15 protein-coding genes and 1 other RNA gene are annotated in these 24,574 nt (G+C 66.4%); 9 read left to right on the plus strand and 7 right to left on the minus strand.

What is annotated here, in order from left to right:
• Positions 1-351: 351 nt before the first annotated feature.
• The 6 genes from IM660_RS10645 (at position 352) to IM660_RS10670 (ending at position 10,872) form a co-directional block, all read left to right on the plus strand.
• Positions 352-1,803 (plus strand): DUF3375 domain-containing protein, encoded by a 1,452-nt coding sequence (locus tag IM660_RS10645; protein ID WP_193495376.1) that lies wholly within the window; start codon positions 352-354, stop codon positions 1,801-1,803.
• Positions 1,800-2,435, plus strand: coding sequence for a DUF4194 domain-containing protein (locus IM660_RS10650; RefSeq protein ID WP_193495379.1), 636 nt, complete (start codon positions 1,800-1,802; stop codon positions 2,433-2,435). Before IM660_RS10645 ends, IM660_RS10650 begins: the two co-directional genes overlap by 4 nt.
• Positions 2,432-5,773: an ATP-binding protein gene (locus IM660_RS10655; protein ID WP_246464899.1), complete on the plus strand. Its 3,342-nt coding sequence runs from the start codon at positions 2,432-2,434 to the stop codon at positions 5,771-5,773. Before IM660_RS10650 ends, IM660_RS10655 begins: the two co-directional genes overlap by 4 nt.
• Positions 5,770-6,924 carry a Wadjet anti-phage system protein JetD domain-containing protein gene (locus tag IM660_RS10660; RefSeq protein ID WP_246464900.1) on the plus strand — a complete coding sequence of 385 codons (1,155 nt, stop codon included), beginning with the start codon at positions 5,770-5,772 and terminating at the stop codon, positions 6,922-6,924. Before IM660_RS10655 ends, IM660_RS10660 begins: the two co-directional genes overlap by 4 nt.
• 722 nt (positions 6,925-7,646) lie before the next feature.
• Positions 7,647-9,509: a glycoside hydrolase family 3 protein gene (locus IM660_RS10665; protein ID WP_246464901.1), complete on the plus strand. Its 1,863-nt coding sequence runs from the start codon at positions 7,647-7,649 to the stop codon at positions 9,507-9,509.
• 31 nt (positions 9,510-9,540) lie between these two features.
• Complete coding sequence (locus tag IM660_RS10670) at positions 9,541-10,872, plus strand: exo-beta-N-acetylmuramidase NamZ family protein (RefSeq protein WP_193495382.1); 1,332 nt, start codon at positions 9,541-9,543, stop codon at positions 10,870-10,872.
• 54 nt (positions 10,873-10,926) lie between these two features.
• Here the strand turns inward: IM660_RS10670 and IM660_RS10675 are convergent, their stop codons facing one another.
• From IM660_RS10675 to IM660_RS10690, 4 genes are all read right to left on the minus strand, one after another.
• Entirely contained in the window at positions 10,927-13,449 is a 2,523-nt protein-coding gene (locus tag IM660_RS10675; protein WP_193495385.1) for a polysaccharide lyase family 8 super-sandwich domain-containing protein, read from the minus strand.
• Between the two features lie 86 nt (positions 13,450-13,535).
• The gene (locus IM660_RS10680) at positions 13,536-16,580 is read right to left on the minus strand and encodes a bifunctional [glutamine synthetase] adenylyltransferase/[glutamine synthetase]-adenylyl-L-tyrosine phosphorylase (protein ID WP_193495388.1); all 3,045 of its coding nucleotides are present in this window, start codon (positions 16,578-16,580) and stop codon (positions 13,536-13,538) included.
• Between the two features lie 52 nt (positions 16,581-16,632).
• Entirely contained in the window at positions 16,633-17,967 is a 1,335-nt protein-coding gene (gene glnA / locus IM660_RS10685) for a type I glutamate--ammonia ligase (protein WP_193495391.1), read from the minus strand.
• Between the two features lie 145 nt (positions 17,968-18,112).
• Positions 18,113-20,194 (minus strand): NAD(+) synthase, encoded by a 2,082-nt coding sequence (locus tag IM660_RS10690; RefSeq protein WP_193495394.1) that lies wholly within the window; start codon positions 20,192-20,194, stop codon positions 18,113-18,115.
• A gap of 52 nt (positions 20,195-20,246) precedes the next feature.
• On the opposite strand from IM660_RS10690, the gene panB reads away from it, so the two are divergent.
• Positions 20,247-21,101, plus strand: a complete 855-nt coding sequence (gene panB / locus IM660_RS10695) for a 3-methyl-2-oxobutanoate hydroxymethyltransferase (RefSeq protein ID WP_193495397.1) — start codon at positions 20,247-20,249, stop codon at positions 21,099-21,101.
• 8 nt (positions 21,102-21,109) lie between these two features.
• Here panB and IM660_RS10700 read toward each other — a convergent pair whose 3' ends face one another.
• A complete protein-coding gene (locus IM660_RS10700) occupies positions 21,110-21,862 on the minus strand; it encodes an N-acetylmuramoyl-L-alanine amidase family protein (protein WP_193495400.1) in 753 nt (250 codons plus the stop codon).
• Positions 21,863-21,970: 108 nt separating this feature from the next.
• Entirely contained in the window at positions 21,971-22,186 is a 216-nt protein-coding gene (locus tag IM660_RS10705) for a hypothetical protein (protein ID WP_193495403.1), read from the minus strand.
• A gap of 123 nt (positions 22,187-22,309) precedes the next feature.
• Here IM660_RS10705 and ppgK point away from each other — a divergent pair, with 123 nt between their 5' ends.
• Entirely contained in the window at positions 22,310-23,098 is a 789-nt protein-coding gene (gene ppgK / locus IM660_RS10710) for a polyphosphate--glucose phosphotransferase (protein WP_193495406.1), read from the plus strand.
• 152 nt (positions 23,099-23,250) lie between these two features.
• On the opposite strand, the gene rnpB is transcribed toward ppgK, so the two are convergent.
• Positions 23,251-23,618: RNase P RNA component class A (rnpB, locus tag IM660_RS10715), an RNA gene on the minus strand.
• Between the two features lie 169 nt (positions 23,619-23,787).
• Between rnpB and IM660_RS10720 the strand changes: the two genes are divergently transcribed.
• Positions 23,788-24,570 carry a YaaA family protein gene (locus IM660_RS10720; RefSeq protein WP_193495407.1) on the plus strand — a complete coding sequence of 261 codons (783 nt, stop codon included), beginning with the start codon at positions 23,788-23,790 and terminating at the stop codon, positions 24,568-24,570.
• The last annotated feature ends 4 nt before the right edge of the window (positions 24,571-24,574 follow it).

The raw sequence follows: 24,574 nt of genomic DNA on the forward strand, positions 1-24,574 counted from the left end.
CGAATCCCGATTCGTGCCGTCACCCAGCGAAGACGTCCCTGTCAATTGCACCGCGCCCACGACAAGCCGGTCAGGCTCCACCGGCGCCCTTATGCACCTCCGCCTCCCACTGTCTTGCAGCGCCCGCCTTGAGACCCCAGTGTCTCGAAGGAAGACCCCAGTGTCTCGAAGGACGAACGTTGAACGGGCCGTCCATCCGTGGATGCAATCCGCCGCGTGAGGACGATCGACTCTGACAGTGGGGGCATGCGACCGGCGGGCCAAAGCACCGAGCTGCGCTCGCATTGCGGTCTCGGCCCGATCCAGTGTGTTAGTCCATAAGTGTCGGACTCCGATGCCAAGATTGAAGACATGTCCGCTTTGGCGTCGGCTCTCGCGTATCAGCGCTTGGTCTCTGAGCATGCATCGTTGCGCTTGCTCCGGGCGGATCATGCTGCCGTTGCCGCAGCTCTGCTGGCGGCTCATCTCGGCAAGCCGGGCGCACGTCTGGCGGCGGACGATCTGTACGAGTTGATCGATGCCGATCTTGAAGTCCTTCGTGATCACTTCGAACTGCCGCAAACGGCGCGCGCCTACTGCGACGCCTGGCGAAGGGACGGCTTCATCGTCCGACGTCCGTCGGTCGGTATTCGCGGGGAGACTCTGGAGCTCTCCTCCGAAGGGCACGTCGCTCTGCGGGTCTTCGCCCAACTCGATGAGCCACGGTCCACGGTCACTCAGTCCCGCCTGTTGAGTCTTGCCCAGGCGGTTCGACAACTCGCGATCGACACCGATCCCGAGGCGGACCGACGGCTGGCAGCACTGCACGCTGAGCGCGACCGCATCGACGAGGAAATCGCCCGCATCAGGACCGGGGACTTCGAGGTCCTCGACAACCGGTCGTCGCTAGAGCGGGTCAACGAGGTCCTCCTCCAGGCTCAGGATCTACCAGCCGACTTCGCTGGTGTCCGGTCACGCTTCGAACGGCTTAATCACGAGCTTCGAGCTCGCATCCTCGAAGTCGACGACGCTCAGAGCAGCGTCCTTGACGATGTGTTCCGGGGCGTTGACCTGATCGAGTCGTCGGATGAGGGACAGACCTTCAGCGCGTTCTCGATGCTCATCCGAGATCCCGAGCGCTCATCGGCGCTGGATAGCGATCTGTCAGCCGTGCTGGACCGGGACTTCGTTCGCACGCTGTCTCCAGAAGCGAGGCGAACGCTTCGTTCGCTGGTGCACGATCTAAAGCACAACAGCCGCGAAGTGCACGCCGTACTCACCGAGTTCGCCCGAGGGCTGCGACGCTACGTGTACTCACAAGAGTTTCAGCGCGACCGGGCGCTCCGTGACGCGCTTCAGGAAGCACTGGCGGCGGCGGTCCTCGCCAGTCGTCAGGTGCGACCGACATCCGCATTCGGTCAGGACATCGAGTTGTCCTCGCTTCGCCTGTCCAGCGTGGGCGAGATCAACGTGCACGATCCGACCGAGTACGACACCGGCACCGCCCTTGGAGACGCCGAAGCCGGCACCGTGGACCTGATCGCCCTGGCCGCCATCGCACGGGAGAGCGAGATCGACTTCACCGAGTTGATCGACAACGTGAATCTCGTGGTCGCGCAACGAAGCCCAGTGTCCGTCGGTGAGGTGCTTGGCCTTCGTCCCGCCACCCAGGGGCTCGCCAGCATCGTCGGGCTGCTGTCACTCGCGACCACGTACGGCAAGGTAGATCCCCTGCATACCGAGCACCTTGACTGGCTGGGCGCCGACGGCGTGGCTCGCGAAGCCGACGTAGCGGTTCACACCTTCTCTGGGGTGATCGCATGACCGAGGGCACCGTGGATTTGGTCGCCCCAGAAGGCCGACTGTGGTCGGAGGATCTTGGCACCCTTGCTGAGCAGTCGCGCCGTGCGCTTCTTGAGATCGTCCGAGGTCCGTACCTCTCTGGTCAACGCCGACCGGTTCTGTGGGCAGCGCTGATCGCGGATGAGCATGCGATTCGCTCTCGGCTTCACGACCTGTTCCTCGACCTGGTGATCGATCGAGTTGATGAGTTCGCGTTCGCCCGTAAGGTGCGGACGACCGAGATCGATGTCCCCAGCCCGATGCGAACTGAGAGCCTCAACTTCCTCGATACGGCGATGCTTCTGGTCCTCCGCCAGTTGTTGCTCGCCTCGCCCGGAGAGAGTCGGGTCATCGTCGGCCAAGACGAGGTCTACGAGCGGCTGATGGTCTACCGGACTGGTGACGAGAAGACATTCCGGGGCAATCTCAACGGGGCGTGGGGACGCATGGCGAACCGCTTCCGCGTGATCCATGTAGTCGAGGAGGACAGGGCCGAGATCTCCCCGGTCCTCAAGTTCATCCTCGACCATGACCGCGTCCGTGCTCTCACCGAGCAGTTCCAGAACATCGCGGCGGGTGCCACATCGGCCGCCACATCTGAAGGTGAGCAGTGAGCGGCACCGGGACCCTCCTTGATGCCGCCGGGGCCCCGATGGGGCAGTGGCGGCTGGTCGAGGTGCAGCTGGCGAACTGGGGCACCTTCGATGGCGCGATCTATCGTGTTCCCGTGGCGCGCCGGGGCCACCTGATCACCGGGCCGTCGGGGTCGGGCAAGTCGTCCCTGCTCGACGCGATCGCAGCGGTGCTCACCCCTGACAAGTGGTTGCGGCTCAATCAAGCCGCGCAGGGGCCGGGAAGCCGTGACAGCCAGCGGACGCTGCTGACGTACATCCGGGGTGCCTGGAGCCGCACTGTCGATGAGACCGAGGACCGCATCGTCAGCGCCTACCTGCGGCCACGTGCCACTTGGAGCGGCATTGTGTTGAGGTTCGATGACGGTGCCGGTCAGGTCTTTTCACTGTGCCGTCTGTTCTTCCTCCGCTCCACCGCAACCGCTGCCGCCGACATCAACGATCTGTGCATGCTTGAGCGGTCCGCGGTGGATCTGCGTGACCTTGAGCCCTTCGCGAGTTCCGGTCTGGAGACACGCAAGGCGCAGCAGAACTGGCCAGACGCGGTCGTCACGAGCAACCACGGTCACGGTCGGTTCTATGCGCGTCTGCGATCCACCTTCGGCATTGCAAACGAGACTGCTCTTCAACTACTACACAAGACCCAGTCAGCGAAGAGCCTCGACAGCTTGGACCAGCTCTTCCGCGATTACATGCTGGAGCGTCCCGCGACCTTCGATCTCGCTCAGACGGCCGTGGATCAGTTCGGGGAGCTCAGGGACGCTCACGATCGGGTGGTCCAGCTGAGGCAACAACGAGACCATCTCTTGAAGCTGCGGATCCATACCGAGAGGTATAACGCCGCGCGTGCCGCGGCCGCCGAGGCGCGACTGCTGATCGACGCGGTGGAGCCCTACCAGCGGCGTCGGAGTCTCGACCTCGCAACAGCTGAACTTGATGAGTTGAATGAGCGTCTGGTGGTTCTGCGGATCGAGACGGAGAAGGCCGAACAGGCCTACCTCGATGCCGACACAGCCTGGGACGCGGCGAACAAGCAGGCGCTGCAGCTCGGCGGCGACCAGGCAAATCACCTCCGCGACCGCATTCGCGCAGCCGAGCAAAACGTCGAGGACGTGCGCAACCGCTGGAAGAGGTTTGCCACCGATCTTGAGAACGCAGGGATCGAGAGCGCACCGGAGGACGCGACGACGTTCGCGGAGCTGATGTGCGCCATCGAGGAGATGCTGGGAGACGGCGCGACCGTCGCCGGACCGTCGCACGAGCAACTGGAACGTCTCTCGAAAGCTCGGCGGGAACACCGACGTCTCGAACGCGCGGTGACATCGCTACGGTCAACGGGCAGCACGGTCCCCGATCACTTGCTATCCATCCGTACCATGCTCGCCGAAGAATTGTCCGTCCCCTCGACGGCGCTCCCCTTCGCAGCCGAGCTGATTGAGGTCGACCCCTTCTACTCGGCATGGACCGGTGCCATCGAACGGGTGCTTCGGCCCCTCGCGCTGACCTTGCTCGTTCGTTCCGAACACCTCCGGCAGGTTCGGCGCTGGGTTGACGCCCACCGCATCCCAGGGCGATTGGTATTCGAAGAGGTGGCGGCAGAGTCTCCCCCGCCGCGTCCCGCCCGCAGTGACAACTCGCTCGTCAACCGGGTGCGGGTCAGTCCGGGACCTTTCGCTGCGTGGCTCTCCGGGCAACTTTCCGAGCGCTATGACTTCGCCTGCGTCGACTCACCCGACCTGCTTGACAGCCACGTCCGGGCCGTAACCATCAACGGACAGGTCAAAGCCTCGCGGACCCGCTACGAGAAGGACGACCGCCAGGCGATCGACGACCGCGGCCATTGGGTGCTCGGAGACCGTGAGGCGAAGCTGGAAGCTCTTGTCCGACAACTCACCGCGGCGGCGAGCGAGCTCGCTGACGCGGCTGGTGTCGTCGAGCGAATCGCCGAGGCGCAGGGAGAAGCCCAGAAGCGCCGAGGCATCCTTGAGACGCTCCGTGGTCGTCATTGGCACGATCTCGACAACCAGTCAGCAACCCAGGCAGTCCGCACCCTGCAGGAACAGCTCAGTGACCTCACCCGAGACGACAGCGATCTGATCGCAGCCATCCAGGCTGAGGAACGTGCCCGGGCCGCTCGCAAAGCTGCTGGTGACGATCGGGTCCAAACTCAAGTCAGCCTGTCGAGCTCGGAGAGCACTGCAGAGGAACTGGCAGGACTCATCGGAAGAATCAAGGCCGACCTGGCCTCAGGGACTGTCCCAGCGTTGAACGAGACTACTACTGCGGCACTGAACGAGCGGTTCCGTTCCGTGCGCCGCAACGTGACGCGCGATGTCATCGGCGAGATCGGGCAACAGGTCACACGTCGCCTAGGCCAGGAGCGGGATGATGCCTTGCGGGATGAGAGGAAGGCGGGCGAGGAATTGGTCTCGCTGGCCACGCAGTTCAACGGGCGCTGGCCCGCAGCGGCTATGTCCGCGGAGCTCACCCCGGGGGTCGATGATCGCGACAACTACCTGGAGTTGCTTGACACGATCATCGCTCACGGCCTGCCCGAGCATGAGGCGAACTTCCTGCGACTGCTGCGGGAGCGGTCACGCGACATGATCGGCGAGCTCGTCAGCGACATCCTCTCCGCACCGCGGGAGATCGAAGAGCGCGTCAGGCCGGTCAACACCTCGCTGCGCCGTTCTCCATTCGACGAGGGTCGATTCCTCAACCTGCGGATCAAGACCCGACGCTCCGACACCGTCACACGGTTCATCGGCGATCTGCGTGCCATCTCGGAAGGAAGCTGGACCGACGACGACTTGGAGTCGGCTGAGCGTCGTTTCGCTACCCTCGCCGAGATCATGAGGAAGCTGGGGTCCAGTGAGCATTCTGACCGCGTGTGGCGCCAGCACTGCCTCGACACCCGCCAGCATGTGACCTTCCTCGCCGAAGAGGTCGACGACAGCGGCCGTGTCGAGGCCACCTACGACTCGGGTGCTGCCATGTCAGGTGGTCAGCAGCAGAAGTTGGTCATCTTCTGTCTGGCGGCCGCACTCCGCTATCAGCTGGCCGACGCAGATGACGACTACCCCCTGTACGGCACGATCGTGCTCGATGAGGCCTTCGATAAGGCAGACACCCGATACACCAGGATGGCCTTGGACATCTTTGTTGAGTTCGGCTTCCAGATGGTTCTGGCAACCCCGCAGAAACTGCTGCAGACGATCGAGCCCTACGTAGGAGCCGCGACATCGATCGAGAACCCGACCAGACGGAAGTCCGAAGTCTCCGAGATTCGCTGGGACCAACCCGGGTCGGAGCCATCGTGATCGGAGTTGATGAGGCGCGCGGCATCGCGAGCGCAAAACTCGCCTCCAAGCTCGCACAGTGGGCAACTCAGCCCACCAACACTCCTGTCCTTTCCGTCTCGCTCAAACCGCCGCTGGAGCGAGAGGTTCGCTCCGACGAACTGGCAGCCGAGACGTGGGTCCGCAAGTGGTCGGAAACTTCGCTTCCAGACGGTGCCGACCTCGATTGGGAGCCACGGACGTGGCGCAGCATTGGGCAACAGCAGGTGCCCGTCCGCTTGCGCTTCCGGGACGTAAACTCGGTTGCGAGCTTCGCAGGAGGCACCGCTGCCCGGGATTGGAAGGTTCTGCGCTCGCGTGTAGCAAGGCTGCGTGAAACTCTTGGATTCTCCGAAGCGCTTGACGCCGCGATCCGGCGCCATGCGGTCGAGATTCTTCGCTGGGCGCCCCCACGGTTCGAGCAAGTCGTACAAGCGGTCGATTGGCTAGCCGCCAACTCCGTTCGAGGCCTTCGCCCTCGCCAGATACCGATCCGCGGTGTCGACACCAAGTGGTTCAACTCGCATCGGTCCGTCATGACGGACCTTCACCGCGCGGCTACCGGCTCAGCAGGGCTGGGCATCGTCGACGCTGACCGCATGGTGCGCGTCAGGATCCTTGACCCCACCCTTGCGCCTTCAGGAATCTCCGACTTTTCCGCCCCGCCAGCACAGCTTGCCTCGCTCGATCTGCGGCCCGACGTCGTGTTCATCTTCGAGAATCTTGAATCCGTGTTGGCGATGCCCGAGTGGCCCGGAGCCATTGTTCTCCATGGCGACGGATACGCCGTCGACGTGGTTGGGAACCTTCCCTGGGTCCAAGGTGGGTGCGTCATCTACTGGGGCGACCTCGATTCACACGGCTTCGCCATCCTTCACCGGTTGCGCACCCACCTACCCACGGTCATCAGCGCCCTTATGGACGAGCAAACTCTGCTGAGCCACCGCGATCTCTGGGTTTCTGATCCCAAGCCGACCCGCGCCAAACTGGAGCTTCAGCCAACCGAGCTCAACGCGTTGGACCGCCTCCGCGAGGAGGGCGATGCGAAGCTTGAGCAGGAGCGGATTCCCTGGGAGCAGGCACTACGCGAGCTCCACAGCGCCGCTCGCGCGGCAGAGAGTCCGAGTGAGTAAAACAGGGACTGCCCCCGCGTGCGCACCTAGTTCGTGAAGGGGCGGAAGGCCCAAGGGGGAACCTCCTCCACCGACCTTGAGTCTCCGTTGGTGCTGCATCGTGGCACGACGTGACCGAGGAATCCGTGAACCGTTCGTGTCACCGATGTGTCACCAGCACAGCGAGACACAGTGTTTCCGCAGGTCAGGTTGGGTGAGCCAGTCAGACCTACGACCTCTGATCTGAGGGTTGTGACCCTCCGTCAGTCGTGATCGAGAACGGCCCCTGACCTGGGAAGACGCACTTTAGCGTCGTCCAGCGTCAGGGGTCGTTTCTCGTTGCACTGCCTCAGCGCTCCCTCCAGGTCGATCGCACCGTCGCCGTCGCGATCCTGAACTCAGCAACCATTGGTTGCCTTTCACCCAACGAGGTGCCGCGGCCTTGCCCAACCCTGAGTCGCGCGAAGGCTGTTCTCTCGACCGCTTGACGGCGCACCACAGCGCCCGCGGCTCCAGTGAGACGCATCCAAGCTTCAGATGTGCTCGGGCTCTCCCGGAGCCCCCGGACATCCGAGCTCCACTCGGTCCTTCACGTGCACCTGAGAGGGATTTTCATGACCTGGCCGCAGATGCAAGAACTCTTGACAGTGACGTGAACCACTCCTAGCGTCCATGGAGGGCGCACCGGGCATCGATGCCCGACGGTGACAGCACCGTCGCGCCGTCCGACACTGGAGGTTCTCGTGAAGGAATCAAGCAGCGTGCACCGCGCGCGCCCAGCGGCCCTGGCGCTTGCCGCAGGACTGCTTCTCGGCGGGGTCGCCCCCGCCGTTGCCGACACCCACGACGCACCGGCGCACGACATCGCCGTGATGGTGGAGTCGATGACCTTGGAGGAGAAGATCGGCCAGATGACGTGGACCCACGTCTATGGCTCGTCCGCTCATGACACGTCGATGGCCGCCAGCAACCAGGCGCGATACGGCGTCGACACACCCGCCGAAGTGGTGCAGAAGTACAACCTCGGCGGGGTGCTGTACTTCGCCTGGTCGGGAAACACGAACAACCCCGAGCAGATTGCCGGGCTCTCGAACAGCCTGCAGGATGCGGCGCTGGCCGAGGAAGGCCCCGGGATTCCGCTTGCTGTGACGATCGATCAGGAAGGCGGGCTCGTCGCCCGGGTCGGGCCACCCGCCACGCAGTTGCCGGGCAATATGGCGCTGGGCGCCACCTTCGACACTGATCTCGCACAGGCGCAGGGTGAGATCCTCGGCGCTGAACTGCAGGCGATGGGTGTCAACGTGAACTTCGCACCGGTCGTCGATCTCAACTCCAACCCAGACAATCCGGTCATCGGCATCCGCTCCATGGGCGAGGACACCGACGCCGTCAGCGAGCTCGGCGCCGCCCAGATCAACGGGATGCAGCAGTACATCGGTGCCACCGCAAAGCACTTCCCCGGTCACGGGGACACCGAAACCGACTCGCACTACGGGCTGCCCGTGGTCACCTACGACCGCGCCACCCTCGACGATCACCTGCAACCATTCCAGGCAGCGATCGACGCGGGCGTCGACATGATCATGACTGCCCACATCATCGTCGAGGCGATCGACCCGAACCTGCCGGGAACCTTGTCCCCCGACGTACTCACGGGGCTGCTGCGTCAGGAGATGGGCTTCGACGGGATCATCACCACCGACGCCTTGGACATGGCCGCGATGACCGACCACTGGTCGCAGTCCGAGATGTCCGTGATGGCGATCCAGGCAGGCTCGGACATCTTGCTCAACTCTCCCGACGTGGACGCCTCGATCGCCGGGGTGCAGGAGGCGGTCGCGAACGGCGCCATCTCCGAAGAGCGGATTGACGAGTCGGTCACGCGCATTCTGGAGTGGAAAGCCGAACGGGGCGTGCTGGAGGATCCGTACACCGATCCTGGCGCGGTTGACTCCATCGTCGGGAATGCCGACCACCTGAACACGGCCGCCACGATCGCCAACCGGTCGATCACGCTGCTGCGCAATGAGGACCGTGCCCTCCCCCTCGATGTCGACTCCGACACTGTTCTCGTCGTCGGTGCCGGTTCTGCATGGCCGGAGCGGTTGGGCCCGATGCTCGCTGATCGCGGCTTCGACGTCATCGAAGAGTACGACAACGGGAGTTCGCCGTCACCGGCGTACCGGGAGCGCGCCGTGGCCGCAGCATCCGGCGCCGATGCCGTGGTGTTCACCTCCTACAACGCGAGCAGCAACGCAGCACAGCAACAGATGGTGGCCGCACTCGCCGCCACCGGTACCCCAGTGATCGTCGTCGCGGCACGCAACCCTTACGACATCAACGTGTTCGCCGACGCCGACGCAGTCCTGAACAGTTACGGCTACAACGTCGTGAACTACGGCGCAGTCGTGCGAGCCATCGCTGGTGACATCAACCCCTCCGGCGCGCTCCCGGTGGACGTCCCCACCGTGGACGGCAGCCAGACGCTGCTCCCGATCGGGTACGGCCGCCACTACCCCGGGCCGCCCGACCACGCCGGTCCACCTGAACATTCCGGCGCACCCGACCACGCGGGACCACCCGACCACGCGGGACCAGACAACTGACACCGTCCACCTCAGCGGAGAGGGAACCACGATGAGTAGACACAACTGGAGAGGAATAGCCGCCGGCGCTGCGTTGGCCCTGGGACTCACGGGCGCTCTTGCCACGGCAAGCCCAACTGAGCGACCTGATACCCCGCCCGGTCTTGACGACCCCCTCGAGCTCGGGGTCGAGATCCTCCTCGAGGATCTCGACCGCTTGGAGGGGCAGCGTGTGGGGATCATCACCAACCCCACGGGGGTGACGTCCGACCTCACTCACATCGTCGATGCCCTGATCGCCGGTGAAGATGAGGGCGGTTATGACGTCACCGCCTTGTATGGTCCCGAACACGGCGTCCGCGGCGGTGTCCCGGCGGGCGCTTACGTGGAGAGCTACGTCGACGAGCGGACCGGACTGCCCGTGTACTCGTTGTACGGACCCACGCGGAAGCCGTCACCGGAGATGCTGGCGGACGTTGATGTGCTCCTCTTCGACATCCAGGACATCGGCGCGCGGTTCTACACCTACATCTGGACGATGTTCTACGCGATGGAAGCGGCGGCTGAGAACGACAAGCAGTTCATCGTCCTGGACCGCCCCAACCCGCTCGGCGACCGGATGGATGGCCCCGTCCTGGACTATCCCGAACTCAGCTCGTTCGTCGGCCTGCGGGAGATCCCCCTGCAGCACGGCATGACGGTCGGCGAACTCGCTCAGTTCTTCAACGGCGAGTTGCTGCAGACACCTGCGGACCTGGAGGTCGTACAGATGTCGGGCTACGACCCGGGCGAGATCGTCGCCGACTGGGACATGCCGTGGGTGCTGCCCTCGCCCAACATCCCCACCCGGGAGACGGCGCTGGTCTATCCCGGCATCGGATTGATCGAATCGATCAACGTCTCTGAGGGGCGCGGCACGACCAAGCCGTTTCTCTGGTTCGGTGCTCCGTTCATCGACGAGACGGAGTCGTGGGCGCTGGCAGAGGATCTCAACGCACGGGGTCTGGAGGGCGTCACCTTCCGGCCGGCGTCCGCGACGCCATCGTCGAGCAAGCATGCTGGGCAGTTCTCAGGTGGTCTCGAGGTGCACGTGACGGATCCAGCGGCGTATGAACCACTGCGGGTGGGCGTGCACGTCCTCGACGCCCTGTTCACCCACATCGACGAGGTCGACTGGCGTGAGGGCGAGGGCTGCCGGACCCCGGAGGACCGGTGCTGGATCGACCTGCTCTCCGGAACCAAGGACGTGCGTGCGCAGCTCGAAGCAGGTGTCGCTCCGGACGAGATCGTCGCCGGCTGGGACTCCGAACTTGAGGCCTTCGCTGCACTAGCCGAGCCCTACCGGCTCTACGACGACCAGCACCCCGGCCGCGGTCGCCACTGACCGGCCACCTCCTGAGCCGAGGGGGCGACTGCCCTCTCGGCTCAGGTCACGGTGTCAGGCCAGCGTGACGGTGAAACTCTTCCCGTAGGCGTGATGCGTCTCTGCCGTGACCAAGGTCCCGCCCGGTACGCGGCGCACCGTTACACCGTCGTCGGCCGACTCCAGGGTCATCGGGCGACCCCGGACCGTGACGGAGACCGTGTCGCGACGCATCGTCGGGTCAGCGACGGCGAGCTCCACGACTCCGCCGTGACGTCGTGCGAGCACTGACGAGGGACCATCGATCGCCAATCGCTCCACCTGCTGGGTGCCATCGCTGAACACGTTCGCGGCCACCACGCCGAGACGGGCGTGTTTGACCGCCTGGACATCCGGACTGTTCCGCAGCACGGAGAGCGGTCCCGGGTACGCTGCCATCGCCGCGTCGTCGGCGTTCGGCACCAGGGCATAGGCGAGGGATGCCGGTCCGGCACCGGCCGGGTGCGCCACGCTGAGGCCGAACACCTGCTTGGTCACCTGGGTGTTCGGGTTGGAGAGCCGGATAGCCCGCCTGCTACGCGTGACATGATCGAGCGTGACGTCCACGTCCTGATCATCCAGGAGGACGTACCCCACGGCGGCGCCGTGGGTGGCGTTCAGGTAACGCACCCAGGCCAGGGGTGCTTCTCCCGTGCCGGACCATGCGGTGCCGTCACGATGAGCGCCAGTGATCTGGATATCGTCGCCGGTTCCGGCGATCCGGGAGTCGAGGGTTGTCACCGCATCGCGCCCGGAGAGACCGTCGATCCCGGCCGCGAGGACGATGATCTCGTCGTCCAGCATGAACCAGGACTTAGTGGCGCTCGCGTTCTGGTAGACGACGAAATCCTCCGGGAGGATGCCCGTCTGCTTGTCCCGGTAGCCGACGTCGTCGGAGAGCACCATAGCGACCGCGCCGAACGTGCCCAGCGTGGCGCCGCCGGAGTGCGTGTTCGTCCCGCGTGGGAAGTATACGTAGGTGTTCTGGGACTCCGAGGAGGAGTAGAACTCGAGCGGGTGGTCCGGGTTCTCGTACCAGCGCTCCCCGTAGAGCTCGGGGATGCTGCGGCGCTCCTGCACCGGAGCGGTCACGCCCGCGAGGCGATACGGCGAGACAGTCGTGTAGTAGTCGACGCCATAGCACTCGGACTGGTCCTGGCCGGCAAGATAGAGGTAGTAGGCGCCATCCCCCTGGAACCAGGGCAGCAGGTTCTCCCCGTTCATGTACTCGTACTTGCTGATCCGGTCCGAGCTGCGCGCCAGGGCGAAGGCGTACCCGGGGCGGCGGTGCACCGTCCGGTCCATCGCATCGAAGGCGACGTTGCGTTCATCCGAGTTCAGGTCGGCAGCCACGATCTCGGCATCGCCGACGATGTCCGCGAAACGCGCGATACTGACTGGGGAAGCAAATCGGCTCGAGTCGATCATTTCCGCCGAGGCGGCGTCGAGATGCTTGACGTAGGCCCCCAGTTCGCGAGCATCACCGCTGGGTGCGTACCCGGACAGGTCGACGATCGCCTCGGCGATCACCCGGACGTCGGTGTACCCGCTTGTGGTCCGGGACACCGCGCGCCCCTTGACCACCTCCATCATCCACCCCTCGTAGATCAGCGGGGCGAACCCGTTGCGCACCCAGCCGGTGACGACCTCCACCAGGTCGGCGGTGCTGGCCTGTGACGCTCCGTCGAGGATCTTGACGGTCTGCACCACCCGGGTGAGCAGGCCCTTGCCGTAGGAGCCGGTATAGGCGACGGAGTGATGCTGGATGAAGGATCCGTCCGCATAGTAGCCGTCGGTCACGCCGTGCTGCAGGTTGTACGGGTCGATCGTGGCGAAGACCGTGGCCTGGTCCGTGATGGCCTTGGTGATCCGCGCCTCGTCACCGGTCAGCGCACCTTGGAGGATCCGGTTCGTGGTGATGTCGGCGAGGTTCGCGCCGGTGTGGAAGCGGGAGTCGAGGTCCACGTCCCCGTCGGCGCCAGCACGCAGATAGGCATCCATCGTGGCCACGTAGGCTTCCACCAAGCCGGGCCGGTAGGTGGCGACCGCCTCGGCGAGCAGCACGAAGGCGCGGGTCACATCTGTCGGGAAGCCGATCTCCCAGTTGAACCAGTTGCCGTAGTAGCCCGCGTCCTGATCGGCGAGGTAGTTCTCGTGCAGCCAGGCGAGTCCGTCGATCACCTGTCGCTGGGTGTCGACGTCATCCAGCAGGTCGGAGCCGGGGGTCCGGGTAGCCAGGGCGATCTCGTAGAGGGAGGTGGTGGTGCGGCGCAGGTTGGTGTCGTTCGAACCGAGCGGGCGGCCGACGAAGAGTTCATCGGCGCCGGCGTCGGTCATGTCCGCCAGCCGGCTGCGGGCGGTGGAATCGATCGCTGCCACTCTGGGTGAGACCTCAGGGCGCGCGTTCGAGGCGGTCGTGCCGGCCAGCATGGCTACCGTGTTAGCGATCAGGCGGGTTCGGTCGGTTGGGGTCTCGGCGTGTGCGAGCAGCGGCGCGCCGACGGTGAACAGGCCTGCAGCGGGAATCATGGACAGGACGTGACGGCGGGTGAGCTGCATCGTTGCGGATCCCTGGGTAGGTCGAGCGGCGCGGTGGACCCTTCGCATTCAATCAGGTCCCGCCCGAAAACCCAAGGGTCGATTGCTCACCCGTAGAACACGCGCTCCATGACCGTCCGCGCACGACGTGCGGCACGCAGCCAGTCCTGCTCCAGGTCGACCGCGTGGCCCGGTTCGTAGCCGAGCAGCCGCGAGACCGACGACAGTGCCTGACGCTCTTCGGGCAGCACGTCCACCCGCTGGCCGCGTACTCGACCGGTGGCGAGCACGATGGCGTTGCGCACCCGGGTCGCCAGCTCCCACGCCACGATGAGGCGGTCCGCATCCGCACCCGCGAGCAGGCCGACGTCCCGTGCGGCGAGCAACGACTCACGCGTGCCGGTCACGCGTAGCTCCTCGTGCTGACCAGCGTGCTGAAGCTGCAGCAGCTGAGCGGTCCACTCCACGTCCGAGAGTCCCCCGCGGCCGAGCTTGAGGTGATGGGTTGCCGGAACACCACGCGGGAGCCTCTCGGACTCCACTCGCGCCTTGATGCGCCGAAGCTCGCGCAACTCGGTGGCTTCAATGCCGCCATCGGGATATCGGTGGCGGTCGATGAGTGCGGTGAACCGCTCGGCGAGCCCCTCATCGCCGCAGGAGGGCCGGGCCCGCAGCAGCGCCTGCCGCTCCCAGCCGAGCGCCCAACGTTGGTAGTACTCGGCATAGGAGTCGAGGGTGCGCACCATCGGGCCCTGTTTGCCCTCCGGTCGCAGGGTCGCATCGACCTGCAACTGCGGTTCCGTGCTCATGGTGCCCAGCAGCGAGGCGATGGAACCGGCCACCTCGAGGGCCCATTCGTTCGCGAGCTGCGGATCGGCGCCCGGATGAGGATCGTGGACGAACATGACGTCGGCATCGCTCGCGTAGCCGATTTCCTCGCCGCCCAAGCGACCCATCGCAACCACGAGGAACGCCGACGGCGGAGCCTGTAGTCCACGTGTGGCGTTCGCTTCGGAGATGGCCACCCGCAGCGCCCCGTGCAGGGCCATGTCGGCCGCAGGCGCGATCACCTCGCGACAGGTGGTCACCGGTACGCTGTCCAGCACGTCCCGGATGGCGCCGCGGGTGAGTTCGCGGCGCCGCAGGTACCGGATCGCCGCCGCCGCCGACTTCGGATCGTGCCGGCGGACGAGCATCGCGTCCATGTGCGTGGCGAGCACCGCGGGCGATCGAGGGGCCAGGTCCTCGTCCTCGTCGAGCCACGCGATCGCGTCGGTGAGCTGCGCGAGGTTGTCGGCCACGTAGGTCGACGCCGAGAGTAGGTGCGCCAGCCGGTCGGCTGCCGCACCGGAGTCACGCAGCAGCTTCAGGTACCAGTAGGTGCTCCCCAGGGTGTCCGAGAGTTTGCGGAACGCGAGCAGGGCGCCGTCGGGATCGCTGCCTTCGGCGAACCAGCCGAGCATCACGGGGAGCAGTTGGCGCTGGATGGCCGCTCGCCGGGACACGCCCTCGGTAAGCGCCTTGATGTGCCGGGTGGCGCCGTCAGGGTCGCGGTAGCCGATCGCGCGCAGACGGGCGCTGGCCGCTTCGGCGGTGAGGGAGACGTCGTCGGCGGACAGTCGCGCGGTGGCCGGAAGGAGAGGCCGGTAGAACAGCTCCTCGTGCAGCCGGCGCACGTTCCGCCTGGTTGCCCGCCACCGGCTCTCCAGTCCGTCGTTGCCGTCCACCGGGATCCGGGCCGCGCGCGCCAACCGCCGTAGCTCTTCGCTGCCGGTGGGCATCAGATGGGTGCGGCGCAGCCGGCCCAGCTGCACCCGGTGCTCGAGCACCCGCAGGAATCGGTAGCAGCTCGCCAGCTCAGCAGCGTGGTCCCGGCCGACGTATCCGGCCGCCGAGAGTGCCGCCAGAGCTTCGAGCGTGTTCGCGGACCGGATTGTCTCGTCAACACGGCCGTGGACGAGCTGCAGCAGCTGCACGGTGAACTCGACGTCCCGCAACCCGCCGCGCCCGAGCTTGATCTGCCGCTCGGCCTCGGCGATCGGGACGTGTGCCTCCACCCGCCGCCGCATCGCCTGCGCATCCTCAACGAAGTTGTCCCGCGCGACGGCGTCCCACACCATGGGCCGGGTCGCCGCCAGGTAGGCGGTGCTCAGGTTCGCGTCCCCGGCCACGTGCCTGGCTTTGAGGAGCGCTTGGAACTCCCAGGTCTTGGCCCAGCGCTCGTAGTAGGTCAGGTGCGATTCGAGGGTACGCACGAGCGGCCCGTTCTTCCCCTCTGGCCGCAGCGCGGCGTCGACCTCCCACAGGGCAGGTTCGCGAGAGGGCATCGAGCACATCCGTGCCATCGCCGCAGCGAGCTTCGCACCGCTGCGCAGGGCATCGCTCTCGTCTGCTCCCCCAGCAGGCTCGGCGACGTAGATGACGTCCACGTCGGAGATGTAGTTGAGTTCCTTGCCGCCGGTCTTGCCCATACCCAGCACGGCGAGGCGCACCTCGCGCGCCTGATCGGCCATCTCGGCCCGTCCCAGGGCCAGCGCGGCCTCAAGCGCCGCGGAGGCCAGGTGCGCCAGTGTGGCCGAGACGGCGGGCAGCAGCGTCTCCGGGGCGTCCGCGGTGAGGTCCTCGGTGGCCACCGCGAGCAGGATCCGGCGATATGTCCGCCGCATCTCGTCGAGGGCGCCCTCGGAAGCGCTGACGCTCGCCACCGGAACCTCGGCCGCGGGGTCGGCCGAGACCGCCTCCAGCATCAGGCGCCGCACCTGCTCGCCGGCCGCGCCGACACCGATATCGCGGTAGCGGGCGGAGGTGACGATAGCGACGTCCTCGGGGTGGGAGACCAGCCAGTCTCCCAGCGCCTGAGATGCCCCGAGTACGGCGATCACACGGTCCCGCTCGGGGCCGTCGGCGGCGAAGACGCGACGCAGGAACGCTCCGTCAACTCCGTCGGCCTCCCCGAGCCGCACCAACGTCAGGAGCCCACGGTCAGGGTCCGCAGCACGGCCGAGCGCTCCGGTCAATGCCGCCTGGCCCGCGGCATCACAACCCTCGAACACCTCGGCGAGGAACGACGATCGGAACAGCTCGGCGTCCCGGTCCGCCTCATCAAAACCGGCGCGGGCGAGTAACCCGGTCAACGACACCGGCCGGCTCATCGTGACTGCCTCTCTGATCGTGACGAAACCTGCTGCGTGGCGATCACGAGCCTCAGATCAGGCCGATGCGGGCCAACTCGTACGGGGTCACCTGCGCACGGTAGTCGGTCCATTCCTGACGCTTGTTCGCGAGGAAGTGAGTGAACACCTGCTCCCCCAGCGTCTCGGCAACCAGCTCCGAACGCTCCATCACGGCGACCGCTTCGTTCAGGCTGCCCGGTAGAGGGTCGATCCCGAGGGCGCGGCGCTCGGTGTCAGAGAGCTCCCAGACGTTGTCCTCGGCCTCTTCCGGGAGCTGGTAGGCCTCCTGAACGCCCTTCAACCCGGCCCGGAGCATCACGGCGAACGCGAGGTACGGGTTGGCGGCGGCGTCGAGACCGCGGTACTCCACCCGGGCAGACTGCCCCTTGTTCGGCTTGTACATCGGCACCCGCACCAGCGCGGACCGGTTGTTGTGGCCCCAGCAACGGTAGCTCGGTGCTTCCTGCCCGCCCCAGAGCCGCTTGTAGGAGTTGACGAACTGGTTCGTCACCGCGGTGATCTCGGCGGCGTGGTGCAGAAGTCCGGCGATGAAGGCACGGCCCGTGGTGGACAGCTGGTACTCGCCCCCCGGTTCGTAGAACGCGTTCGTGTCGCCTTCGAACAATGACAGGTGAGTGTGCATCCCCGAACCGGGCTGCCCGGCGAGGGGCTTGGGCATGAAGGAGGCCGTAAAGCCCTGCTCGATAGAGACCTCCTTCACCACGGAGCGGAAGGTCATGATGTTGTCAGCCGTGCTGAGGGCATCGGCATAGCGCAGGTCGATTTCGTTCTGGCCGGGGCCGGTCTCGTGGTGGGAGAACTCGACCGAGATTCCCATCGACTCCAGCAGCGTGATCGCAGCGCGACGAAAATCGTGCCCTTGCCCTCGTGCGACATGGTCGAAGTAGCCGGCATTGTCGATGGGAATGAGGGGATCTGTCTCGTTCTCCAGCGCCTTGAAGAGGTAGAACTCGATCTCGGGGTGGGTGTAGAACGTGAAACCGGCATCCGCGGCCTCGGCGAGCGCACGCTTGAGCACGTTGCGGGGGTCGGCCGGGGAGGATTCGCCGTCAGGGGTGAGAATGTCGCAGAACATCCGCGCCGTGCCGTGCTTTCCGCCCCGCCAGGGAAGGATCTGGAACGTGCTCGGATCTGGCCGCAGGATCAGGTCCGACTCCGAGACCCGGGATAGTCCCTCGATGGAGGATCCGTCGAAACCGATCCCTTCGATGAACGCCCCCTCGAGCTCGGCCGGGGCGATCGCCACCGACTTGAGCACACCGAGCACATCGGTGAACCAGAGCCGGATGAACCGGACGTCCCGCTCCTCGATGGCGCGGAGCACGTACTCCTGCTGCTTGTCCATGCGACTGCTCCCGATCGTCTGGCTTTCGGACCGCCCCGACGCCGTCGCGTCCAGGTAGGCCCCATCATGTCAGGTTCGTGCGATCGATCCGACCGCCGACACCACTGGCCTCATCCGCGCTGTCCTCCCGGATGCCGGTGTCTGGTCATTCCTTGCGGCCGTCCACGAACTCGGGGACGTGCTCGAGCTCGGCGAGCCACGCGACGGCGTTGCCGTCGGAGGGTGCCCGCCATTCCCCGCGCGGAGACAGGGCGCCCCCGGCCATCACCTTCGGGCCGTTCGGCACGGCGCTTCGTTTGAACTGACTGAAACCGAAGAACCGCCGGACGAACACCGCCAGCCACCGCCGGATCTCAGCGAGGTCATAGCCGTATCGCTCCTCAGCGGGGAAGCCCGGAGGCCATGCCCCCGTGTCCGGGTCAGACCACGCATGGTGCGCAAGGAACGCGATCTTGCGAGGGCCGAATCCGTGCCTGAGCACGTAGTAGAGGCTGAAGTCATGCAAGGCGTAGGGCCCGATGGTGTCCTCGGTGCTCTGCACGTCACCGTCTTCTCCGGTGGGTACCAGCTCGGGCGTGATGCGCGTGTCCAGTACCGACTGCAGCACTCGCGCGGTCGCGGCGGGGAACTCCTCGGAGGCGATCACCCAGCGGATGAGGTGCTGGATCAGCGTCTTCGGCACCCCGATGTTCACTGCGTAGTGGGACATCTGGTCGCCAACCCCGTAGGTACACCATCCGAGTGCCATCTCCGAAAGATCGCCGGTACCGATGACGATCCCGCCCTCGGCATTGGCGATCCGGAACAGGTAGTCGGTGCGCAGACCGGCCTGGACGTTCTCGAAGGTGACGTCGTAGACCGGCTCTCCGCCGGCGAACGGGTGACCGATCTTTTCCAGCATCTCGCGGGCTGCCGGGTGGATGTCGATCTCCTCAAACGTCACTCCGAGCGCCTCCCCCAGCGCCCATGCGTTGGAGCGGGTGTGGTCGCTGGTAGCGAAGCCGGGCAACGTATACCCGAGGATGTCCCTGCGCGGACGTCCGAGCCGGTCCATAGCTTGAGCGGCGACAAGGAGAGCGTGGGTGGAATCCAGTCCTCCGGACACCCCGATCACGAGCTTCGGGTCGCCGATCGACCGCATGCGTTGCTCGAGCGCGGCAACCTGGATGTTGAACGCCTCGTAGCAGTCCTGAGCGAGCCGGTCTGCGTCATCGGGGACGAACGGGAACCGGTCGACAGATCGCCGTAGCCCGATGTCCCCCTCAGGCGGGTTGAGACGGAACCGAACCGTACGCAACACTCCGGTGCGTACGGCGTGCGTGCGCCGGTTATCGTCGAAGGAACCCTGACGCAGTCGTTCCTGCCGGAGCAGATCCAGATCGATGTCGGCGACAGCGCGCTGTGCCGTCTCACTGAACCGAGGCGACTTGGTCAGCAGACGTCCGGCCTCGTAGATCATGGTCTGCCCGTCCCAGGCCAGGTCGTTGCTGGACTCTCCGCGCCCTGCCGCGGCGTACAGGTAGGCGGCCAGGTACCGCGCCGAGGCGGACTGGGTCATCAGGTGCCGGTCGGCTGCACGCCCCACGGTGATCGGGCTGCCAGAGAGATTCGCCAGCACTGTCGCCCCCGCCAGCGCGGCCTCGGCGCTCGGTGGAACGGGCACCCACACGTCTTCACAGACCTCCACGTGCAGCACCAGCCCGGGCAGATCCTCCGCCTCGAAGAGCAGGTCAGGCCCGAACGGCACCCGGTGGCCGTCCACCAGGCACTCCTGCCCGCGTTGATCATCCCCTGGGGCGAAGTGTCGTCGCTCGTAGAACTCCCGGTAGTTTGGCAACAGCGACTTGGGGGCCACCCCGAGCACTCGCCCACGGTGGATCACCACGGCAGCGTTGTAGAGCCGGTTGCCATGACGGACCGGAGCACCGACCACGAGAACCGGCAACAGCCCGGCACTGGCGGTCACCAACCTGCCCAGCGCCGCGTCGGTGGCATGCAGCACGGGGTCGGCCAGGAAGAGGTCCTCGATGCTGTAGCCGGTGAGGCAGAGCTCGGGAAAGACCGCGACCGCCACACCGTCCTCATGGCAGGCCCGCGCCTGAGTCAGGATCGCATCCACGTTGCGGTCAGGATCGCCAAGGCTGACCTCGATCGTGCAGGTGGCCACACGGGCGAAACCGTGACCGTAGGACGAGCCGAACGACGGGGCGAGGGTGCCAGCACTCATGGGGTCAGTCTGTCAGGCTCGGGCGATCCCATCCGGCCGATACGCTGGGACTATGGATGAGTCCACCGGTGCCCCGCTCCCGTCAGCGCTTCCCGCGGTGGGAGAGAACAAGCGAGTACGGGTCCACCACCTGGCGGCCGCGAAGGCCGCAGGTGAGCGGCTGACCATGCTCACCGCCTACGACGCCCCGACCGCGCGGATCTTCGATGCCGCCGGGATCGACATGCTGCTGGTCGGTGACTCGATCGGCGACAACATGCTCGCCCTGGACAGCACGATCCCGGTGACGGTGGACGAGCTCGTCCCGGCTGTCCGAGCCGTGGCCCGGTCCACCCGTCGTGCCATGGTGGTGGCCGATCTGCCGTTCGGCTCCTACGAGGCTGGCCCCGAGCAGGCCCTCGCCAGTGCGGTGCGCATGCTGAAGGAAGGCGGAGCGCACGCGGTGAAGTTCGAGGGTGGGGTGCGGGTGGCCGAGCACGTCCGCTTGCTCGCCGGTGCTGGGATCCCCGTGGTGGGGCACATCGGTTTCACCCCGCAGTCGGAGAACATGCTGGGCGGCAAACGGGTGCAGGGGCGCGGTGATGACGGTGCCGAACGGCTCTGTGAGGACGCAGTTGCGCTGCAGGACGCCGGCGCCGTGGCAGTGGTACTGGAGATGGTTCCGGCGCCCGTGGCAGCACGCGTCTCCGAGATCCTGCACATCCCGACGATTGGCATCGGCGCGGGCCCTCACTGCGACGGGCAGGTGCTGGTCTGGCTCGATATGGCTGGTATGGGCGACTGGTCCCCGCGCTTTGCCAAGCAGTTCGCTCAACTGGGGGCGGCGTTGCAGCAGGCGGCCTCCGGCTACGCCTCAGAAGTGCGCTCCGGAACTTTCCCGGCGCCGCAGCACTCCTACGAGTCCTAGAGGGCCGGTCAGTCCCGAGCGTCCAGCCAGGTGGTGACTCCGTCGACGAGAGCGTCGGCGTAGGCCTGGCGACCCTCCTCGCTCTCCATCCGGGCGGCGTCCTCGGCGTTGCGCATCTCCCCGAGCTCGAGCAGCACTGCCGGTCGCCGGGCGAAGTTCAACGTGGCGAGATCGTCGCGCTCGACCACGCCATCGGGCTGGGCCTCGCTCGGAGTGAATCCGCCATCCACGAGAGCCTGCACCATGGTGTCCGCGAGCGTCCGGCTCGGCTCGGCTTGAGAATCCGACAGCGGCGGGTCGGCGACCACAGCGTAGAAGCCTGCGTCGTCGGGGTTGGTCGAGGAGTTGGCGTGCAGCGAAAGCAGCAGTTCGACGTCGTTGTCCTCTGCGAACGTGCCGCGACGGTCCACGCACGGTCCGACGCCCTCGTTATCGCTGCGGGTGAGAAGCACGATCGCACCCTGGCGGCGAAGTTCAGCGGCCATCGCGGTGGCAACGTCCAGCGCGAACTCATGTTCGCTGTAGCCCGAGGTCGTCGCATTGCCCACGGTGTCGCAAGCGCTGCGTCCGCCGCGGCCGTCCGGCACCCGCTGCGTCAGCTCGCTGCGGTCCTCGGGCTGTGCGTCACTGTGACCGGGATCGATGGCGATCCGGACGCCGACCAGCGGCCGCTCCCCCAGTCCGCCTCCGACGGGCTTACCGGCAGCGGAGTCTGTGTGATCGGCTACGGCGGCTGGTGCGATGGCGAAAGTGCCGGCCATGGCCAGCACACAAGCTCCGACGACTCGGCGTATCGAGTGCGGCACTTTTTCTCCGTTCGCTCTCCGGTATCGACCCATCATGTCAGGCTGTGGTGACCGACCGCCAGGTCAGTCATCGTCGGGGTCGTCCTCCCACTCGCGTTCGGCCTCCTCCCAGGCCTCGTTCCGGGCGCGTACCCGTTCGAGTGCCTGGGCGGCTTCCGCAGCGCTCGCATACGGACCGATCCGACTGGTCCAGTCGCTCACCTTCCCGTGCTCGACCTCACCTGTTTCAAGATTGTAGTAGTAGGCCTCATCCGATTCACCACGTGCTCCATTGGGCATGTCGGGCACCTCCTTCCACGATGCGAGTCTCCCACGCCGGGCGGCGCGTACGCCTCTACACTTCACGCGTGGACCGGAGCTGATCCGGCCGACTGTCTGCCCAGCTCCGGACGAAAGCGCACCATGACCAAAGAATCGCACCCCGCCCTGACCGAGACACCGGACGAACGGATCGGCTTCGGCATCGATATCGGCGGATCAGGCATCAAGGGTGCACCGGTGGATCTGGAGACCGGCAAGCTGCTCGCGAAGAAGTACCGCTTGCCCACACCGGAGGAGTCCAGCCCCGAGGCGGTGGCGGACGTCCTTGCCGCGGTGGCGGCGCACTTCGACCTGCCGGCGGGTGCCCATATCGGTGTCACGTTCCCCGGAGTCATCAAGAACGGCATCGCGCAGACCGCCGCAAACGTGGACAAGCGCTGGATCGGAACCGACGTGGCCGAGGTCACGCGCACGGCAACCGGACACTCGGCCTTCGTGGTCAACGACGCCGATGCCGCCGGTTACGCCGAGGCCGTATACGGCGCCGCAGCGGGGCAGCAGGGCAGCGTGCTCGTGTTGACGCTGGGCACCGGCATCGGCAGTGCGCTGATCCACAACGGCGTGCTCGTGCCCAACTTCGAGCTGGGTCACCTCGAGCTGGACGGCTACGACGCGGAGAAGCGGGCCGCATCCTCGGTCAAGGACCGCGAGGGGCTGACGTACCCGCAGTGGGCCGAGCGGTTGCAGCGCTACTTTTCCCATGTGGAGTTCCTCTTCTCCCCCGACTTGATCGTCGTCGGCGGCGGCGTGTCGAAGGACCACGAGGAGTTCCTCCCGCTGCTGAGCCTGAACACGCCGATCATCCCGGCAAAGCTGCGCAACAAGGCGGGCATCGTCGGCGCAGCAGCGCTGGCCGCCGAGAACGACTGACCGGGCACCAACTGCCCGCAGGAGGGTGCCCGGCTCTCGCGCCTCCAACCGGCGCCCCGAACGCTGAGTTCTTCGGCGTCTGAACAAAACACTCGCCGAACAACTCAGCGTTCGCGATGGTCCTGAGCGTGCAGGATCGCCGCCGCGAGTGAGGGATGAGCCGGCCGGTACGCCGGGTTCTGTCCCGAGGACTTGCCTCGGTGGCGGCCATCCATCTACGACGTACGTTGCCGTACGCCTCCAGCGACCTACCCGGGAGCTCGGGCGGGCCGCCCTCGAACACTCCCTGTCTGGTCTTGCTCCGGGTGGGGTTTACCGAGCCGCACCGGTCACCCGGCACGCTGGTGGTCTCTTACACCACCGTTTCACCCTTACCGCCCGGCGAACCGGACGGCGGTCTGATTTCTGTGGCACTTTCCCGCGGGTTACCCCGGGTGGGTGTTACCCACCACCCTGCCCTGTGGAGCCCGGACGTTCCTCGGCGCGAGTTTCCCCGCGACGCGACCGCCTGGCCGACTCATCCATGCCCCAGCCTACCCGCCAAGCGTGCTCCGTCAGGTCTCAGTCCTGGTCGAGGCCCGATCCCTCCTGACGCCGACCTTCCGCTGGATGCGCATCCGGGCCCGGTCACGTCTCACCACGCAGGCGTGGTGTCAGTCGACAGCTCCACACGTCATAGGCTGCCGGGCGTGCTGATCCTGCTCCCGCCCTCCGAGGGCAAGACGCCCCCTGCTCGTGGACGACCGGTCGACCTCGACACGTTGACCCGACCAGACCTCAGGGATTCGCGCACGCGAGCGCTTCGGGAGCTGGCTGCGCTCAGCAGCGCACCGGACGCCGTCGAGAGATTGGGCGTGGGCACCTCCCTCGCAGCGGAGGTGGCGCGGAACGTGGACCTGGCAACCGCGCCCGCCGCACAGGCGGCCACGGTCTACACCGGTGTGCTCTACGAAGCGGCCGGGCTCGCCGACATGACCGGAACCGGCCGCCGTCGGGCGAACACGTCGGTCCGGATCATCTCGGCGCTGTGGGGTGTGCTCTCCCCCGCCGACCGGATCCCGGCCTACCGGTTGTCGATGTCGGTCGGGCTGCCCGGAATCGGGTCGCTCGCGCCGTACTGGGCGCGCGCACTGGGAGAGCAGCTGACCCAAACTCATCCGGGTGTGGTGATCGACTGCCGGTCGAGTGCGTATGTTCCGGCGTGGCGCCCGCCGTCCGGGACTGCGTGGCTGACCGTCCGGGTGGTGGCCGACCGGGACGGCAAGCGGACCGTGGTCTCCCATCACGCCAAGCACACCCGCGGGATGCTCACGCGTCACCTGCTCACCCGCCCCGGCGCTCCCCCACGGACGGTGGCCGAGGTGCGCCGCGCCAGCCAGGAGCTGGTGGGCACGAGTCTTCAAGAAGTCTCGCTTCACCCTGCGACGGGCGCGGGACCGGACACGCTGGAGCTCGTCGTGGCTCAGGAATAACGTC

The organism is Ruania alkalisoli (assembly GCF_014960965.1).
Lineage (GTDB): Bacteria > Actinomycetota > Actinomycetes > Actinomycetales > Beutenbergiaceae > Ruania > Ruania alkalisoli.

Excerpts from the sequence above, each read along its gene's own strand:
- IM660_RS10645 (WP_193495376.1), top strand. The coding sequence starts at position 352 with ATGTCCGCTTTGGCGTCGGCTCTCGCGTATCAGCGCTTGGTCTCTGAG.
- IM660_RS10650 (WP_193495379.1), top strand. The coding sequence starts at position 1,800 with ATGACCGAGGGCACCGTGGATTTGGTCGCCCCAGAAGGCCGACTGTGG.
- IM660_RS10670 (WP_193495382.1), top strand. The coding sequence starts at position 9,541 with ATGAGTAGACACAACTGGAGAGGAATAGCCGCCGGCGCTGCGTTGGCC.
- IM660_RS10675 (WP_193495385.1), bottom strand. The coding sequence starts at position 13,449 with ATGCAGCTCACCCGCCGTCACGTCCTGTCCATGATTCCCGCTGCAGGC.
- IM660_RS10680 (WP_193495388.1), bottom strand. The coding sequence starts at position 16,580 with ATGAGCCGGCCGGTGTCGTTGACCGGGTTACTCGCCCGCGCCGGTTTT.
- glnA (WP_193495391.1), bottom strand. The coding sequence starts at position 17,967 with ATGGACAAGCAGCAGGAGTACGTGCTCCGCGCCATCGAGGAGCGGGAC.
- IM660_RS10690 (WP_193495394.1), bottom strand. The coding sequence starts at position 20,194 with ATGAGTGCTGGCACCCTCGCCCCGTCGTTCGGCTCGTCCTACGGTCAC.
- panB (WP_193495397.1), top strand. The coding sequence starts at position 20,247 with ATGGATGAGTCCACCGGTGCCCCGCTCCCGTCAGCGCTTCCCGCGGTG.
- IM660_RS10700 (WP_193495400.1), bottom strand. The coding sequence starts at position 21,862 with ATGGCCGGCACTTTCGCCATCGCACCAGCCGCCGTAGCCGATCACACA.
- IM660_RS10705 (WP_193495403.1), bottom strand. The coding sequence starts at position 22,186 with ATGCCCAATGGAGCACGTGGTGAATCGGATGAGGCCTACTACTACAAT.
- ppgK (WP_193495406.1), top strand. The coding sequence starts at position 22,310 with ATGACCAAAGAATCGCACCCCGCCCTGACCGAGACACCGGACGAACGG.